Below are 17744 nucleotides of genomic sequence, written 5' to 3'. Positions count from 1 at the left end.
ATCCGCTAGTATTATGTTTAATATTCATTTTTTTGAGAATACTAAAATTTGAAATTATAAAAGAAATGAGGTGATGTCTTTGGGAAAGCTAACTGCAAGACATTTTATATTTTTTATCATTGCTGCCATAAGTACATCTTTGGTTAACTATACATCCTTATTTATAAAAATAGGTGGAAGAGATACTTGGATTTTCACTATAATCTCTGGAATTATATTTTTCTTTGTAACTTCCTTTATTTTTAGTGTAATCTCAAAGATAGAATATTATGACTTTAAAGAAACTTGCTATATAGTTCTTGGTAAACCCTTAGGAAATATTTATATATTAATATTTTCACTTACTTTAGTCTTAATGTGCATAGAATCAGCTTCTGTAAGCTCATCTTCTATAAACGTTAATATTTTTGCTGAAAGTCCAATATGGTATTGTTTATTGTTTTTCATAATAACTGTATTTTTAATAGGTAAAAATAGATTTAATAGCATACTTATAATATGTATAGTTTGCGTAAGCATTGTACTTGCAATTAATTTATTATTAGCATTATTAAACATTAGATATATAGATTACACACTTCTTCTTCCTATATTTAAGGATAGAAGAATTTCAGAATATATTCTTTGTGCTTTAACTCAATTAGGCTCCTTATCAAGCTTAGCTATAGTTTTACCTATTCTTCCAAGAATAGATGATAAGAAAAACTTAAAAAAAATCTCAATAAACACAATACTTTTAACATCTATATTTTGTGCTTTGTGTGTTGTTATACTAATATCAACCCTAGGTTCTTTGAGGTCTGCAAATGTTTTTTATCCTCAATTTGTTCAAACTCAAAGAATTTATTTTGGTGGTTTTGTAGAGAATGGAAATGTTTTTGTAATGATTTCTTCTACTCTTTCTTGGGTTGTAAAATATTTAATAACTATTTTTTCATTGTATACAATTTGGAAAGATAGGGTAAAATATAAACGTAATTTTATAGCATTAATTTCAGTAATAGTATATGCCTTTTCTTACTTAGCTGCTAAGAATGCCTATACCCTTTTTATACTATTAAGATACTATCAATACATACTTCTAATAGTGCTGTTTATATGCCCTATAATCATATATACACTAGCTTATTTTAAGCGTCAGAAATTTAAATATTTGAAGTAAAAAGTATTGTATTCTTTTTTCTATATGATATAATCAATATATAAAATAAAATTTAGTAGATATGTACTTTATTTCTGTCCTGTAAAATTTATTTTATTAGTTTTATAGTATAGATCTCAAACGTACCTAGTAAATTTTACAGGAGGTAAAAGAAATGGAAGATAAAAATTTAGTTTGTAAAGACTGTGGAAAAGAATTCGTATTCACTGTAGGAGAACAAGAATTCTTCAAAGAAAAAGGATTTGAAAACGATCCAGTTAGATGCCCAGCTTGCAGAAAAGCAAGAAAAGCTCAAAAAATGAATAGATAATTGATAATTAACGCAAGTTTATTCATAAATTAAAAGTTCTGCACTTTGCAGAACTTTTTTCATTTCTATTTCATAAAATTAATCTTATTTGGAAATATTATATAGAGCAATCTAACTTATGATTTTTATACATAATTAAATATAATTTTATTAGAAAACTATATACTCATTTTTTTAATATATTATGGATAGATTTTGCTTTTTATGGTATATTTATGAGTATATAAAAATGAGAGAAAAGGGATGATAAACAATGTCAAATGCTGAGCACTCATCAAACTTTATAAGAAATATAATAATAGATGATTTAGATAGCAAAAAACATGATACAATAATAACTCGTTTTCCACCTGAACCTAATGGATATTTACATATAGGTCATGCAAAGTCTATAGTTTTAAACTTTGAATTAGGAAAAGAGTTTAACGGAAGAACTAACCTAAGATTTGATGATACAAATCCAACTAAAGAGGATACGGAATACGTTGAATCTATTAAAGAAGATGTTCATTGGTTAGGTTATAACTGGAGCGAATTACATTTTGCATCAAACTACTTTGATGAAATGTATAAAAGAGCTCTACTTTTAATTAAAAAAGGTAAAGCTTATGTTTGTGATTTAACTCCAGAAGAAATCAAAGAATATAGAGGTACTCTTACTGAGCCTGGTAAGGAAAGTCCATATAGAAATAGATCAGTTGAAGAAAACTTAGATTTATTTGAAAGAATGAGAAAAGGTGAATTTGAGGACGGTTCAAAAGTTTTAAGAGCTAAAATAGATATGAGCTCACCTAACATAAACTTTAGAGATCCTATAATTTATAGAATTGCTCATGCTAGTCACCATAATACAGGTGATAAATGGTGTATCTACCCTATGTATGACTTTGCTCATCCATTAGAAGATGCTATTGAAGGAATAACTCACTCTATTTGTACTTTAGAATTTGCTGATCACAGACCATTATATGATTGGTTCGTTAAAGAATGTGAAATGGAAAGTGTTCCAAGACAAATTGAGTTTGCAAGACTTAATATCACAAACACTGTTATGAGTAAAAGAAAATTAAAGCAATTAGTTGATGAAGGCATAGTTGATGGTTGGGATGACCCAAGAATGCCTACTGTTGCTGGACTTAGAAGAAGAGGTTACACTCCTAAGTCAATAAGAAACTTCTGTAAAGCTATAGGAGTTGCTAAGGCAGATTCTACTGTTGATTCTCAAATGCTTGAGCATTTCATAAGAGAAGATCTTCAAGAAACTGCTCCAAGAGCTATGGCTGTTATAAATCCACTTAAATTAGTTATAACAAACTATCCTGAGGGAGAATCAGAAATTCTTGAAATAGAAAATAATCCAAAGGATGAATCAGCTGGTAAAAGAGCTGTTACATTCTCAAGAGAAGTTTATATTGAAAGAGAAGATTTCATGGAAAATCCTCCAAAGAAATATTTCAGATTATTCCCAGGAAACGAAGTAAGATTAAAAGGTGCTTATTTTGTAAAATGTAACGAAGTAATAAAAGATGAAAATGGTGAAGTTACAGAAATTCACTGTACTTATGACCCAGAAACTAAGAGTGGAACTGGATTTACTGGAAGAAAAGTTAAAGGAACAATCCACTGGGTTGATGCTAATAACTGTATTCCTGCTGAATTTAGATTATATGAACCATTAATCTTAGATGATTGTGAAGAAAATGAAGGAAAGCACTTCCTTGAGCAAATAAATCCTAACTCATTAACTATATGTAAGGGATTCATTGAGCCAAGTGCTAAAGATGCTAAACCTCAAGATAAATATCAATTATTTAGACATGGATACTTCAATGTTGATCCTAATTTCACAAGTGATGATAATTTAGTATTCAACAGAATAGTTTCATTAAAGAGTTCATTTAAATTAAAATAATAAAAAATAATATTTAAGGGCATGTGTCAAAATATTTTTTAATAAAACTTATAACTCTATTCTATTTATACTGTTTATAAGTTTTATCATTAATATTTGATACTGCTCTTTTTCTTATTTAAATCTATTAATAAATTTTACTTGTATTTATTTTCTCTAATTTAAGTTAAATATTTTCTATGTTCCTTAATCCCCTCAAAAATCTATTATAAATTTCCCATACCTTTAATTTTCAAAGAAATATATACACTTTATTTCTCTTTATTCTTTTTCATAAAAAAATTTTCACCACTTATTGAAAATTATTATCATTTACTATTGACATTATTATCTTACTATTGTATTATAATGACATAAACTAATTGAAATTGATTTTCATTAATAATAAGAATTAAATTTACGAGGTGATATATATGAAAAAATTAAATATTATTTTTTGGTCAGGTTCTGGTAATACAGAAGCTATGGCTAACTTAATAGCTGAAGGAGCTAAAGAAAACGGATTAGAAGTAAAACTTTTAAATGTTTCTGATGCATCTACTCTAGATGTAGAAGGATGTGATGTATTAGCTTTAGGTTCTCCGGCTATGGGATGTGAAACTATTGAAGAAGGCGAAATGGATCCATTTGTTGAAGAAATTTCAGGACTTGTATCTGGAAAACCAACTTTATTATTCGGTTCATATGACTGGGGAACTGGTGAATGGATGGATACTTGGAAAGATAGAATGGAAGGCTACGGTGCAAATGTAGTAAATACATTAATAGTTAATAATACTCCAGAAGGAGAAGACATAGAAAATTGTAAAGCTGCTGGTAAAGCACTTTAAAATTTATTTGAAAGAAAGGTGGAAGAAGCTGAAATGAATAATGATTTCCTTAATCTCTTAGAAACTCTTAACAACGAAAAATATATGAGATCCTTTATATCATATTTAATTTCTCCTGTAATAACAGGGATTAAGCCTTCTTCCACCATTACTCTTTCAAAGCAAGGTCATAATTTATATAAGCTTTGGGATATGTATGGTGAAGATTTCTTAAAAGATCTTAATTTAAAGCACATATTGCTTAGAGAAACTGTAAATTCTAAGGTAGTATTAATTTATGATGAAATAAATTTAATGAATACTGTATATAAAAAATCTTCCATGGATTTTTTAGAAAAACTAGACTATAGATTAACTATGAGCATTGATGAAATATTAACTCATTTAGTTAATAGATATGATTCATTCCATTGTCCTCATGAATTAGGTATTTTTCTAGGAATTCCGGTTAAGGATGTAGAATGCTTTATGGAATGTACTAAGAGCAAATGCCTCCTTTGTGGATATTGGAAGGTATATGAAGAAGAGAAAAAAGCCCAAGAAATCTTTGAACTTTATGATAGTTCAAAAGAAATAATAATGAATCACTTGCTTTCTGGTAAGGATTTAAAGGAAGTTTATAACTTGACAAATAATGTATATAAATTTACTATTTGACTCTCATTGCTAATAAACCACTCAGATTTCTGCCATTATCTGAGTGGTTTTATTTTTTTCTTATTTTTGCTCTAAATTTACTACACCTATAAGTTGCTCTTCATATATGCAATTTATTTTTTAATATACTACTTTAATAAGTAATTATAAGTTTATCCTTTACATTGTAATTATTCATTGCTTGTAAACTTATATCCAACTCCTCTTATAGTTTGAATATATTGAGGATTTTTATCATCACTTTCAATCTTTTTGCGTAAATGTCTAATATGAACATCTACTGTTCTTGTTTCACCTATGTATTCATATCCCCAAATTTTATCAAGCAAAAGTTCTCTAGTTAATATATTGCCCTTATTCTTTATAAGAAGCTTTAATAATTCAAACTCCTTTAATGTTAATTCTACATTTTGAGTTCCTTTTGTTACTTCTCTTGTTTTAAAATTAACTACTACATCACCAAATTTAATTATATTTTCTTCTTTTTTAACATTACTTCTTCTAAGTAAAGCTTTTACTCTAGCCATAAGTTCTCTTATTGAAAATGGCTTTGTTATATAATCATCTGCTCCAAGTTCTAAGCCTAATACTTTATCAAACTCTTCCCCCTTTGCTGTAATCATCATTACTGGAATATCTGAAGTTTCTTCATTTCTTCTAATTTCTTTACATACTTCTAAGCCATCTATTTCTGGAAGCATTAAATCTAAAAGTATTAAATCAAACTTAATTTCTCTTATAAGCTTTAGAGCTTCAGTTCCATTAACAGCAACTTCTGTATCATATCCCTCTTTTTTTAAATTAAATTTTATAAGTTCTCTAATATGTTCCTCATCATCTACTATTAGGACTTTTTTATTTGTCATTCTTGTCCCTCCTTTACCCAAAACACTACCCTATTTTATAGCTTATCACAATATTGAAAACAAAAAAAGATATACCACTTATAGATATATCTTTAAATTATTATACTAATTAAGTCAGACCTAATAAGCTAAATTTTATCTTATTTATATTTTATGTTATTATCCTAGTTCAGTCATATCACCTTTTATGGCATAGACTATATTCTCACAAACATTAGTTATATGATCACCTATTCTCTCTAAATATCTAGCAACAAATATTAATTTAACCCCTTGATTTATATTATTAGAATCTTTGTGCATTGCAGCTAATAAATTTACATAAACATCATTATATAAATCATCAACTATATTATCCTCTAAGGCGGCATCATAAGCTAACTTTGTTTCATTACTATCTAATGCATTTTTTGCAGCATTTAGCATATTTAAACAAACTGATTTCATTTTAGGTATGCCTACCATTCCTGTAATATGCTCTTCATTATCTATTTTTATTGTTTCCATAGCTATATTAACTGAATAATCTCCTACTCTCTCAAGTTCCATAGCTATAGTTGATAAAGCATATACATTTCTTAAGTCTTTAGCCATAGGCTGCTTTAAAGCAGTAAGTTCAATAGATTTTTCAATTATTTTATTTCTTAAGTTATCTATATCATCATCCATTTTTATAACTTCTCTAGCTAGTTCTAAATCCTTATTAACTATTGAATCTACTGATTTTTCTATGGCCAATTCACATAATTCCATCATTTCTTTAGTTTCAGATTTTAATTCTTTTATACTTATTCTTAAATCATCTATACTCATTTACTCTAATCACCCCTTATAATTTTAGCCAAATCTTCCTGTTATATAATCTTCTGTTCTCTTATCTCTTGGATTTGTAAAGATTGTATTAGTATCACTAAACTCTACAAGCTCTCCATTTAAGAAGAATGCTGTTTTATCTGATATACGCGCCGCCTGTTGCATATTATGTGTTACTATTACTATAGTATATTTATCCTCAAGCTTTCTTATAAGCTCTTCTACTTTTAATGTTGATATTGGGTCTAAAGCTGATGTTGGCTCATCCATAAGAATTATTTCTGGATTCATAGCTATAGCCCTAGCAATACATATTCTTTGTTGCTGCCCTCCTGAAAGACCTAAGGCAGAAGATTTTAATCTATTCTTAACCTCATCCCAAATAGCAGCATCTCTTAAACTCTCTTCAACAATTTTATCTAAAACCTTTTTATCTTTTATTCCATGTACTCTTGGTCCATAAGCAACATTGTCATATATGCTCATTGGGAAAAGATTAGGCTTTTGAAATACCATCCCTACTTTAGTACGAAGTGCTATAACATCATCGTCTTTGTATATATCTTTTCCATCAACCTGTATTTCTCCTTCAATTCTAACTATAGGAATCAAATCATTCATTCTATTTAAAGTACGAAGGAAAGTTGATTTACCACATCCTGAAGGACCAATTAGTGCTGTAACTTCATTTTCTTTTATATCTATATTAATTTTCTTTAACGCATGATTACTTGCATAAAATAAATCTAAATCTCTTACTTGAATTTTTGTTTTCTTATCACTCATCTTAATACCACCTTAAATTAATAGTTTGCCTTATTAAATTTTTTAGCTATTAACTTAGCTGAAATATTTAATGCTAGTATTATAACTATAAGAACTATTCCAACTGCCGCTGCTGTTTCTATATCTCCTTTTTCCTTTGTTACAAGGTAAGCTTGAACTGTAAGTGTTCTTGCACTTGAAAAAATTCCTTTTGGCATTTGTGCAACAGTTCCAGCAGTAAGTAATATAGCTGCTGATTCCCCTATTATACGTCCTATTGATAATATTACTCCTGAAAGTATTCCAGGCATTGCACTTGGTAATATTACTTTATATAAAGTTTGAAACTTTGTAGCACCTAATCCTAAGGATGCTTCTCTATATGATTCTGGCACAGTTTTTAAAGCTTCTTCTGTAGTTCTAATTATTACAGGTAAAATTATTATTGATACTGTTAATGAACCTGCTAAAATTGAATACCCCATTTTTAAAGCTACTACAAAGAATATACCTCCAAATAATCCATAAACAATTGAAGGAATACCTGCTAAACTTTCAGTAGCAAATCTTATAAACTTAACCATCTTTCCTTGTTTAGCATATTCTTGTAAATATACAGCTCCCAAAACTCCTATTGGAGTAGCCACTGCTAAGGAAAGTAAAACAGTCCATAAGGTTGTTACTATCATTGGCAATATTCCACCACCGCCACCAGCTGAATAATTACTTGTTAAGAATGTTAAATTTATTTTTCCTATACCCTTTATAAATATGAATCCTAAAATAATTACAAGAATTCCTATTGTAAAGATGGCTGATAACCAAACTAACCCATTTAATATATTATCTTTAACTTTTCTCATATTTATTTACCGCCCTTGTTAGAAAGTTTACTAAGTACTAAGTTTAGTATTAATATGAATGTAAATAATACTACCCCTGTTGCAAATAGCATTTCTTGGTGAGTTCCAAATGCATAACCCATTTCTAAGGCTATATTAGTTGTAAGAGGTCTTACACTATCCATTATAGAACTTGGAATAACAGGTGTATTTCCCGCTACTAATATAACTGCCATTGTTTCTCCAATTGCTCTACCTATTCCTAATACTACCCCTGTCATTATTCCTGATTTGGCTGCTGGTACAATAACTTTAAATATTGTTTCAGTTTTTGATGCTCCTAAGGCTAATGATCCTTCTTTATATGCATTAGGTACAGCCCTTATAGCAGTCTCTGATACTGTTATTACCGTTGGTAACATCATTATTGCTAATACTATTATTACAGCTAGCAAACTTTGTCCTTTAGGTAAATTAAATACCTCTTGTATTGTAGGAACTATTATTGCTAATCCAAATACTCCATATAAAACAGAAGGGATTCCAGCTAAAAGTTCTACTGCTCCTGACATAATTTTTGCTATTTTCTTTGGTGCTATCTCTGCTATGAATATTGATGTTAATATTCCCACAGGAACACCTATTAATAAAGCTCCTATTGTAGCACCTAAAGAAGCCACAATCATAGGTAATATTCCATATTTATTTGCACTTGGTATCCATTGTGTACCAAATATGAAATCCCAGAAAGAATATCCTTCTATTATGAAGGGTCTTAATCCCTTATAAAAAACAAATCCTATTATTAAAAGTAAACTTATTACAGCTACTGAGGCACTAATTAAAAATATCTTTTCAGTTAAGCTTTCTATGAAATATTTACTCTTATTATTCTGACTTTTAGCTTCCATATTTACCTCCACCTTAAATTAATCTCCAATAAATATATCTTTGACATTTTTCTTAAATTAATTCTCTTTAATAAATAAGTATTAAGTTACACTTATTAATCCATCTTCTTCAACTATTTCTTGTCCTTCTTTACTCATTATGAAATCTATAAATTTCTTCGAATTTTCATTTAAATTTTCCTCTTTATATACTAATAAAAATGGTCTTGATAGCTTGTACTTTTTATTTTGTACATTTTCAGCTGTAGGCTTTACTCCATCAATACTAACAGCGTGCACTGAATCATCTACATAACTAAAGGATATATATCCTATTGCATTCTTATTTCCTGCTACCATTGTTTTAATACTTCCAGAACCATCTGAAATTTGAGCCTGTGGACTTATTTCTTCTGAATTGAATCCAACAATTTCTTGGAAGGCATCTCTTGTTCCTGATCCATCTTCCCTTGAAACTAATACTATTGGAGTATCTTCTCCACCAACCTCTTTCCAGTTTGTTATTTTTCCTGTATATATATCTCTAATCTGCTCCATTGTAAGGTTTTGAACTGGATTTTCATTGTTAATTATTACTGACATCCCATCATAGGCAATAGGTTTTTCTTTAATTCCAGATTCTAATTCCTTTTCCTTTAAATCTCTTGAAGAAATTCCTATCTCTACAGTTCCATTTATAGCATCTTTTATTCCTGCTGATGATCCTAATTGATTTACCTCAACAGTAATATCTGGCATCTCCTTTTTAAAAACTTCTGCTTCAGCCTCTACTAATGGTCCTACTGAACTTGAGCCTGAAATTTTTATTATATTAGCTCTTGATCCTCCACCACATCCTGTTAATAAAAAGCCCATTGCTAAAATACTGCTTAATGCAATTACTACTCTTCTCCTATTCATTTTTTCCTCCGCTTATATAAATTTAATATACATTTTAAAATCTAATAATTTATTTTTATTTAATTTTATATTTTTGTTTCGCTTACAAGATTAATCTTATTTCTCTTAGGTTAAGTTAATATTATTTCTATGTTAAATCTATGTAAAAAAATATAATAAAAAAATCCTAAGAATATAAATAATCTATTCTTAGGATTAAATGTATATTAAATATATAAGCGAACTATTTTACTTTTATTAAGTGTTCTTTAGCTACTATGTCTTGCCCTTCTTCACTTAATATGAAATCTATAAAACTCTTACCTGATTCTGTTAAATTTTCTTCCTTATATACTGCTAAGAAAGGTCTTGAAACTTTGTAAGATTTATTTAAAACATTTTCCGGTGTTGCTTCAACTCCATCAACCTTTACTGCACTTACACTATCATCAACATAACTAAAAGATATATATCCTATTGCATTTTCATTACCTTGAACTAAGGACTTGATATTTCCTGATCCATCTGATATCTGAGAATTAACAGTTAACTCTTCAGCCTTAAATCCTACTATTTCTTGGAAAGCATCTCTTGTTCCAGATCCATCCTCTCTAGAAACAACCACTATTGGAGCATCATTCCCTCCAAGTTCTTTCCAATTTGTTATTTTTCCTGTATATATGTCTTTTATTTGAACTAATGTTAAATCCTTCACTGGATTATTTTTATGTGTTATTAAAGCTATTCCATCATAAGCTATTTCTACTTCTTTAAGTCCTGCTTGTTTTTCTTCTCCCTTAAGGTCACGGGAAGCCATTCCTATTTCTGAAACTCCCTCCATAGCATTTTTAATACCTGCTGATGATCCTATTTGATTTATTTCTATAGATACATCTGGTTTCTTAGTCTTAAAAGCCTCCGCCTCTGCTTCCATAACTGGCCCCACAGAAGTTGATCCAGATATACTAACTGAATTTGTAGATTTTGCTTCGCTTCCTCCAGAATTACATCCAACCATGGCTGTTGCACCTATAAATATAGTACCTATAATTGCTATTAATCTCTTTTTAAACATATTTAAATTACCTCCAAAATCTCAGTTAATATTGAGTACACTCTTATATTATCTTCTCAATGTTAAAAGGAAATTATGCTAAGGTTAAGTCCATGTTAATAAAAAAAATAAAAAGACTATATAAAGAGTTATTTTTATACAAGTCCTTTTATAATCATTAACACTTATAATAAAAGTTATGAATTAAGTGGTAAAACACTACCTTAATTATTATTTAATATTGTTGGCAACATTTATTAGCCTTGGAAAGGCATATTCAAAGAATTCCTTGTAGCTTTGACAATAGTAGTTTAACTCTAAAGCTGAATCTTCCTTTGAATCTCTGCACCTTCTACATCCACCTTTACAAAGTCTAAACCACTTGCACTTTTTGCATTCTTCATGAACTTTAAATGATAATTTTATAAACTCATGATTTTTATTGGTTTCAAATAATTCTTTCATTGTCATATCCTGTATGTTGCCTAGTCTCCATTTATCTAAAACATAAAAATCACAAGGATAAACACTCCCATCACTTTCCACAACAAACTGACAGGTACATGTCCCATTCATTCCACAAGATGATGACTTTCCTAATAAAATTGTTTCTAATAAACCATCAAAATATCTAATGCTTACTCTATTTCCATTTAGAAAATCTTCATACCAAAAGTCGAATAAATTCTTTAAAAACTTAGTATAATCCTTTGGCTTTAAAGAATAATTATATTTACCTTTTTCCTCGTACAATGGGTCAAGACAATTTATAAATTGAAGAAATTTAAAATCTTTTTCCTTAAAATATTTATATACTTTATTTACATGCCTAGCTGTATTAGAGGTCACAACGCATAATATATTAAATTCAACCTTATACTTTTTAAATAACTCCGCTGCCCTTTCTACCTTACTAAAGGTATCTAAACCACAACAATCTTTTCTATTTAAATTGTGTATTTCCTTAGGTCCATCCATAGATAGTCCCACAAGAAATTTATTTTCACTTAAAAACTTTGCCCAACTTTCATCTATTAAAGTTCCATTGGTTTGCAAACTATTATATATTTTTAAATTTTTATAATTATGTTTTCTCTGAAGCTCCATTAACTTTTCAAAAAATTCTAATCCTGCTAAGGTAGGTTCTCCTCCCTGAAAAGCAAAACTGCAATGTCCATTAGCTTCATTCAAAACCCTTTTGACCATGCTTTCTAAAACTTCATCTCTCATAATTCCGTAGCTCTTAACATTTCTATTATCACTTAAAGAATGATAAAAACAATAAGTGCATTTTAAATTACATCCACTAGAAGCTGGCTTAATAAGCAAACTTAATGGTGGCATCCCAATTCCCCCTCTTACTTTTCCCAATTATAATAAACCTTCTAATAAAGTTTATCATATATACTAATTTCCATTAATAATATTAAGCTTTTGCTAACTCTTCTTTCAAAGATTTATAACCAATCTTTTCATTAATTAATCTTACTACCTTATTCATTTCATATTGATCTCTTCCTTTAATACTATATTCTCTACCATCTTTTAAGAATATAGTAATTAAGTAAACATACTTATTAGCTGTATTAATTATATTAATTTCTTTAACATCATGAAAATTAATCTTTTCCTCTCCATTTACAAAAAGGATAAAATCATTTTTTCTTATAATAAAAGTACTTTTAATACTTTCCTTTGTAACATATATAAACATTCCAAAACAAAAAATAATAGTTAATACTCTCCATATAGTTGATGTAATATTATTAGCTTCTCTTGCCATAACTCCAATTACCATATCAAAAGCGGAAAATATTAATAATACGTTTGATAGCTTATCATATAATAAACTAATAACTTTTGAATCTGTTTTTTTCTTTTCTAACTTAATAGTTTTTAATTTATTATTCCTATAAATAATTAAACCACCTAATATCAAAATACATACAATCAATCTAATAATCATAAATCCTCCTTTGTTCACCCTGCTCAAAGCAAATTATCCATAAAATCACTTAACAAATTATTAATTTTCTTTATTGTATCATTTTTACAAATTAAAGGAAATAACAACTTTATTGTATAAAAAAGTTCACTAGATATAAGCGAAGTAATATTTGAATAAGTGATTAGAATCTATTATTTTCCATATAACTCTATAAAAAAATTCATCATATATAAGCGAAATGATATTTGAATGAATGATTAGAATTTAATTGTTTTTGGAATGAATTTATCCTTAAAAATCTGAAACTGTTTGAAGCGAAGCGAGTTTTTCAGATTTAGATAAATTCATGTAAAAAACAATAAAAATTCTTCATGAAATTCAATAATCTTTAAGCTATATATGATGAATTTTCTATTTTAGAGTTTTAACTCCTATCTTGGGATTAATCCTATTTTCTTTTGCATTTTTCTAAGAGTTTTCATTGCAGCATAATTTGCTTTTTCTGCACCCTTTTTGTATATTTCCTCTAAAGCTTTTTTATCTCCTAATAAAGCTTTAACCTTTTCTTGAACTGGAGCTAACTCTTCAACTATAGCTTCTGCTACATCATTTTTAAATTCAGCATATCCTTTGCCATCATACATTTTTACAACTTCCTCAGGAGTATATCCTTTTATTGCACAAAGAATATTTATTAAATTCTTAACGCCTGGCTGTTCATCAGTATAATTTACAACACCAATACTATCTGTTACAGCTCTTGAAATTTTCTTTCTTATAACGTTAGGTTCATCCATTATTAATATGAAACCATTTGGATTAGCATCTGATTTAGACATCTTTTTGCTTGGATCTTGTAAATCCATTATTTTTGCTCCCTCTTTTGGAACATAACCTTCTGGTATAGTGAATGTTTTGCTATAAGAATTGTTAAATCTAGTACCAATATCTCTAGCAAGCTCTAAATGTTGCATTTGGTCTTTTCCCACTGGAACAAGATCTGCATTATATAAAAGTATGTCAGCTGCCATAAGAACTGGATAATTAAATAATCCTGCCCCTATTGAATCTCCCATTTTCTTTGATTTATCTTTATACTGAGTCATTCTGCTTAATTCACCCATATAAGAATTACATGTTAAAAGCCATGAAGCTTCTGAATGAGCTGGTACATGTGATTGTATAAATAATGTATTTTCATCTGGATTTATTCCTGATGCTATATATATAGCTAAAACTTCTAAAGTTCTTCTTCTTAAATCTGCTGGTAATTGTTTTACTGTTATGGCATGTAAATCAACAACGCAGAAATAACAATCATATTCTTCTTGTAATTTAGTCCAGTTTTTTATAGCGCCTAAGTAATTTCCTAATGTTAAATCACCTGATGGCTTTATTCCACTAAAAATAATTTTTTTCTTATCTTCCATTAGTTTTTCTGATGCTTCTAAAAATCAAATGAAGTATCAGATACACCTCCTTTATAAAAATTTAATTAATCTTTTTATTTCTTAAATAGCTATTTTCTTTTAAAATAAAAAAGTCCTATAAGTCATAAGACTTATAGGACGAATATATCGCGGTACCACCTAATGTTACAAAGAAAATTCTTTGTATCTCTTTCTTGTAACGTAAGAATTACGATTTAGAATACTAAAATTCCTCTAAACATCTCGAAGATCCATTCAACTTAATCATAACTATCATACTCCCAGCAAACATATGACTCTCTTAAAGTTTGTTTTTAAGTTTACTAATTCTTGTCATTGATATTTTATATTAAACTTTAATGTTATTTTATCATTTTTTACTCTTTAGTCAAGATTATTTATTTCTTTTACTTATTATTAAGATGAATTCTATAATTATCCCTTTAATATCCATTTTAACATTAATTTAATATTACAGCTATTTTTTTATCAAATTATCAAGTTTATATTTCCACAATTTTATATATAAAATATTTTTGTTGATTTTTCTTAACATTATGATAATATAGTATTATAACTTTTAAAAATAAAATAAAAATTTAATAAAAGAATATTAGCAAAATACTATATAAAAATTTTTTAAATCAAATTATAAATCAATATATTTTAAAATTATTTATCTCTTATATCTTAAATAATAATTTTAAATGTAAATATTAATTTGATTGTTTAAGAAAGACGGGGTGTATATTATGAATAACAAAAGATCAGATTTTTTAGTAATCGGCTTTGCACTATTCTCAATGTTTTTGGGGGCTGGTAACCTTATTTTCCCACCTTTATTAGGAAGAAATTTAGGTGCAGATTACTATTTAGGGATTATAGGATTTATAATAACTGGAGTTGGAGTACCACTACTTGGTATATTATCTTCAATGAGAGTTAACGGTAAGTTTGAATTATTTGGAGATAAAGTAGGTAAAAAATTCTCATTAATATATTCAATAGCATTATTTATACTTATTGGACCATTATTAGCTATTCCTAGAACAGCAGCTACTACATTTGAATTAGCATTTGCTCCTAACTTTGCAAATATAAATTACTTTGCAGTAATAGTTGTTTACTTTTTAGTTAATTTAATCTTTGTATTAAAGCCATCAAAAGTTATAGATGTTTTAGGTAAATTTTTAACTCCTATATTATTAGCTATATTATTTTTCTTAATAGCTAAGGGAGTTCTTAGTCCAATAGACGCTTTAACAAAATCATATACTCCTGATGCCCTTTCTACATCATTACTTGAAGGATATCAAACAATGGATGCAATTGCAGCTGTTATATTCTCTTCAATAATATTAGGTTCAATAAAAGCTAAAGGATATACTGGTAAAGCTAGCTTTAAATTACTTATTAAAGCAGCAGTTATTGCAATCGGAGGACTAGCAATAATTTATGGTGGATTAATCTTCCTTGGTGCTCATACTGGGGATTTAGCTTTAGATTTATCAAATTCTCAATTATTACTTTTTGTTGCTGAAAGTATTCTAGGACATGCAGGTGCAATATTAATAGGTGTATCAATGGCATTAGCTTGTTTAACAACTTCAATAGGATTACTTTCTGCTGGTGGAAGCTTCTTTGAAAGAGTTTCTAATGGTAAATTACCATATAAATTTAACGTTTTATTAATGACAGTAACTAGTATATTAGTTGCTAGTATGGGATTAGATAAAATAATATCATTATCAGCTACTTTACTTGGTGTAATCTACCCAGTAACAATAGTTCTTATATTATTAAATCTATTCCATAAGAGAATAACTAACCCACTTACTCATAAGGTTACTGTATATGTTACTTTAGTAGTTAGTATATTAATAACACTAGGTAACTTTATACCTGGAGTAGAAAACTTAGTTTCTCTTCTTCCACTATACTCTAAGGGATTTGGTTGGGTAGTACCTGCTTTAGTAGGATTTATAATACCAAGCATTATTCCTACAAGAGAAACTGCTACAGCTTAAAATATAATATCTTATAATATAAGAATATTTATCAAAATTTATATTTGATAAATATTCTTTTTTATTTATAAATCTTTTTTTCACTTTAAACTCTATAAAAAAATATTATTTTTTAACTATAATTTTATGCGCTTTATCTTAAGCGAAAATAACCTTTCTTTAATTTTAATATTTTAAAAATAACATTAATATTATTTTTAAATTTTAACAATCTTATCCATAACTTTACAACTTATGCAATAGAATGCTACAATTGTTTTGTAATTTTAAAAAGGGAGGATGCTTACATTGGCAAGAAAAACTAATAAAAAAAGGAGTTCAAAAAAGCCTGCTAAAAATCGTAAATTAATAATTGCACTTTCAATTATAGGGCTTTTAATAGTTGGTTTAGTAGGAGGGGTAGCTACTTATGGACTAACTATGCTTGGAAAAGTGAACAAAGTTGATTTAAATGAAGACAATTTAGGAATTGATAAAGCGGTAGACGAAAAGCTTTCTAAATACGATGGAATAGCTAACATAGCTTTATTTGGAATTGATGCTCCTGAAGGTACTGATGGTAGATCAGATGCTATAATGATAGCTACAGTTGATAAGATACATAATAAACTTAAATTAACTTCAATAATGAGAGACTCTTATGTGGATATTCAAGGGCATGGAAAAGATAAAATAAACCATGCCTATGCTTTTGGTGGACATGAATTAGCTTTAAAAACTTTAAATGAAAACTTTGACTTAAATCTTAAAGATTTTGCTACAGTTAACTTCTCATCATTACCTAAAATAATTGATTCTGTTGGTGGAATGGATCTAAATATAAGACAAGATGAAATTGATGCAAGTCCTGGTATAAACGATCATATAAAAGATTTAAATAGACTTAGTAATACTGATTGTCCTTTAATAACTTCACCTGGTGTTCAACATGTAAATGGTACACAAGCCCTAGCTTACTGTAGAATAAGATACACTGCTGGTGGAGATGGTGAGAGAACTGAAAGACAAAGAATAGTTTTAAGCAAATTATTTGAAAAATTTAATCAAGTTTCTCCAGCTAAATACCCAACAATCTTAAACGAACTTATGCCTATGGTAACTACTAGTCTTTCATCTGGTGAAATTCTAAATCTTGCAAAAATAGTTGCTTCTATGGGTGGTTCTGGATTAGAACAAGAAAGATATCCTATGGATCAGTATTCTAAAGGTGAAATGATAAATGGTGTTTATTATTTAGCATTTGATAAAGATGTTACTGTTAAGCAAATTCATGATTATATTTTTGAAGATAAAAAATAAAATTTTTTATATACTTCTATATATTTATAGAAGTATTAT

At 28.1% G+C, this 17744-nt stretch carries 17 protein-coding genes and 1 other annotated feature; of the genes, 7 read left to right on the top strand and 10 right to left on the bottom strand.

All coding sequences use genetic code 11. The features are described 5' to 3' along the window. Positions 1 to 73 precede the first annotated feature (73 nt). The 5 genes from CPF_RS03150 to CPF_RS03130 all read left to right on the top strand — a co-directional run bounded on the left by CPF_RS03150 (position 74) and on the right by CPF_RS03130 (position 4871). Positions 74 to 1162, top strand: coding sequence for a GerAB/ArcD/ProY family transporter (locus CPF_RS03150; protein WP_011590284.1), 1089 nt, complete (start codon positions 74 to 76; stop codon positions 1160 to 1162). Between the two features lie 154 nt (positions 1163 to 1316). After that, positions 1317 to 1472 (top strand): zinc-ribbon domain-containing protein, encoded by a 156-nt coding sequence (locus CPF_RS03145; protein ID WP_003452998.1) that lies wholly within the window; start codon positions 1317 to 1319, stop codon positions 1470 to 1472. A 253-nt stretch (positions 1473 to 1725) separates the two neighbouring features. After that, positions 1726 to 3384 carry a glutamine--tRNA ligase/YqeY domain fusion protein gene (locus CPF_RS03140; RefSeq protein ID WP_003453104.1) on the top strand — a complete coding sequence of 553 codons (1659 nt, stop codon included), beginning with the start codon at positions 1726 to 1728 and terminating at the stop codon, positions 3382 to 3384. Between the two features lie 413 nt (positions 3385 to 3797). Then, positions 3798 to 4214 carry a flavodoxin gene (locus CPF_RS03135; protein WP_003480361.1) on the top strand — a complete coding sequence of 139 codons (417 nt, stop codon included), beginning with the start codon at positions 3798 to 3800 and terminating at the stop codon, positions 4212 to 4214. Positions 4215 to 4247: 33 nt separating this feature from the next. Further along, on the top strand, positions 4248 to 4871 hold the full coding sequence (locus CPF_RS03130; RefSeq protein ID WP_003464415.1) for a DUF3793 family protein: 624 nt from the start codon (positions 4248 to 4250) through the stop codon (positions 4869 to 4871). 170 nt (positions 4872 to 5041) lie between these two features. Here the strand turns inward: CPF_RS03130 and CPF_RS03125 are convergent, their stop codons facing one another. From CPF_RS03125 to trpS, 10 genes are all read right to left on the bottom strand, one after another. Continuing rightward, positions 5042 to 5737 carry a response regulator transcription factor gene (locus CPF_RS03125; protein WP_011590283.1) on the bottom strand — a complete coding sequence of 232 codons (696 nt, stop codon included), beginning with the start codon at positions 5735 to 5737 and terminating at the stop codon, positions 5042 to 5044. 159 nt (positions 5738 to 5896) lie between these two features. Then, a complete protein-coding gene (phoU, locus tag CPF_RS03120; RefSeq protein ID WP_004460437.1) occupies positions 5897 to 6550 on the bottom strand; it encodes a phosphate signaling complex protein PhoU in 654 nt (217 codons plus the stop codon). A gap of 24 nt (positions 6551 to 6574) precedes the next feature. After that, on the bottom strand, positions 6575 to 7336 hold the full coding sequence (pstB, locus tag CPF_RS03115; protein WP_003453508.1) for a phosphate ABC transporter ATP-binding protein PstB: 762 nt from the start codon (positions 7334 to 7336) through the stop codon (positions 6575 to 6577). A gap of 17 nt (positions 7337 to 7353) precedes the next feature. Next, positions 7354 to 8178, bottom strand: a complete 825-nt coding sequence (gene pstA / locus CPF_RS03110; protein ID WP_003460575.1) for a phosphate ABC transporter permease PstA — start codon at positions 8176 to 8178, stop codon at positions 7354 to 7356. Between the two features lie 2 nt (positions 8179 to 8180). After that, positions 8181 to 9068: a phosphate ABC transporter permease subunit PstC gene (gene pstC, locus CPF_RS03105; protein ID WP_003453504.1), complete on the bottom strand. Its 888-nt coding sequence runs from the start codon at positions 9066 to 9068 to the stop codon at positions 8181 to 8183. A gap of 81 nt (positions 9069 to 9149) precedes the next feature. Beyond that, entirely contained in the window at positions 9150 to 9968 is an 819-nt protein-coding gene (locus CPF_RS03100) for a phosphate ABC transporter substrate-binding protein (protein WP_011590282.1), read from the bottom strand. Between the two features lie 223 nt (positions 9969 to 10191). Then, positions 10192 to 11022 carry a phosphate ABC transporter substrate-binding protein gene (locus CPF_RS03095; protein ID WP_011590281.1) on the bottom strand — a complete coding sequence of 277 codons (831 nt, stop codon included), beginning with the start codon at positions 11020 to 11022 and terminating at the stop codon, positions 10192 to 10194. A gap of 210 nt (positions 11023 to 11232) precedes the next feature. After that, positions 11233 to 12345, bottom strand: a complete 1113-nt coding sequence (locus CPF_RS03090; protein WP_011590280.1) for an anaerobic sulfatase maturase — start codon at positions 12343 to 12345, stop codon at positions 11233 to 11235. Between the two features lie 82 nt (positions 12346 to 12427). Continuing rightward, positions 12428 to 12967, bottom strand: a complete 540-nt coding sequence (locus CPF_RS03085) for a hypothetical protein (RefSeq protein WP_011590279.1) — start codon at positions 12965 to 12967, stop codon at positions 12428 to 12430. A gap of 413 nt (positions 12968 to 13380) precedes the next feature. Continuing rightward, positions 13381 to 14379, bottom strand: coding sequence for a tryptophan--tRNA ligase (gene trpS / locus CPF_RS03080; protein ID WP_003476922.1), 999 nt, complete (start codon positions 14377 to 14379; stop codon positions 13381 to 13383). Between the two features lie 131 nt (positions 14380 to 14510). Further along, positions 14511 to 14725: a binding site (T-box leader), on the bottom strand. Positions 14726 to 15131: 406 nt separating this feature from the next. Between trpS and brnQ the strand changes: the two genes are divergently transcribed. Together brnQ and CPF_RS03070 are read left to right on the top strand one after the other, a co-directional pair. Continuing rightward, positions 15132 to 16406 carry a branched-chain amino acid transport system II carrier protein gene (brnQ, locus tag CPF_RS03075; RefSeq protein ID WP_003453506.1) on the top strand — a complete coding sequence of 425 codons (1275 nt, stop codon included), beginning with the start codon at positions 15132 to 15134 and terminating at the stop codon, positions 16404 to 16406. A gap of 288 nt (positions 16407 to 16694) precedes the next feature. Further along, positions 16695 to 17705, top strand: a complete 1011-nt coding sequence (locus tag CPF_RS03070; RefSeq protein ID WP_003453510.1) for an LCP family protein — start codon at positions 16695 to 16697, stop codon at positions 17703 to 17705. The last annotated feature ends 39 nt before the right edge of the window (positions 17706 to 17744 follow it).

Source organism: Clostridium perfringens ATCC 13124, assembly GCF_000013285.1.
In the GTDB taxonomy this organism is placed as follows: Bacteria; Bacillota; Clostridia; order Clostridiales; family Clostridiaceae; genus Sarcina; species Sarcina perfringens.
This window is presented reverse-complemented; position numbering and strand designations above follow the sequence as displayed.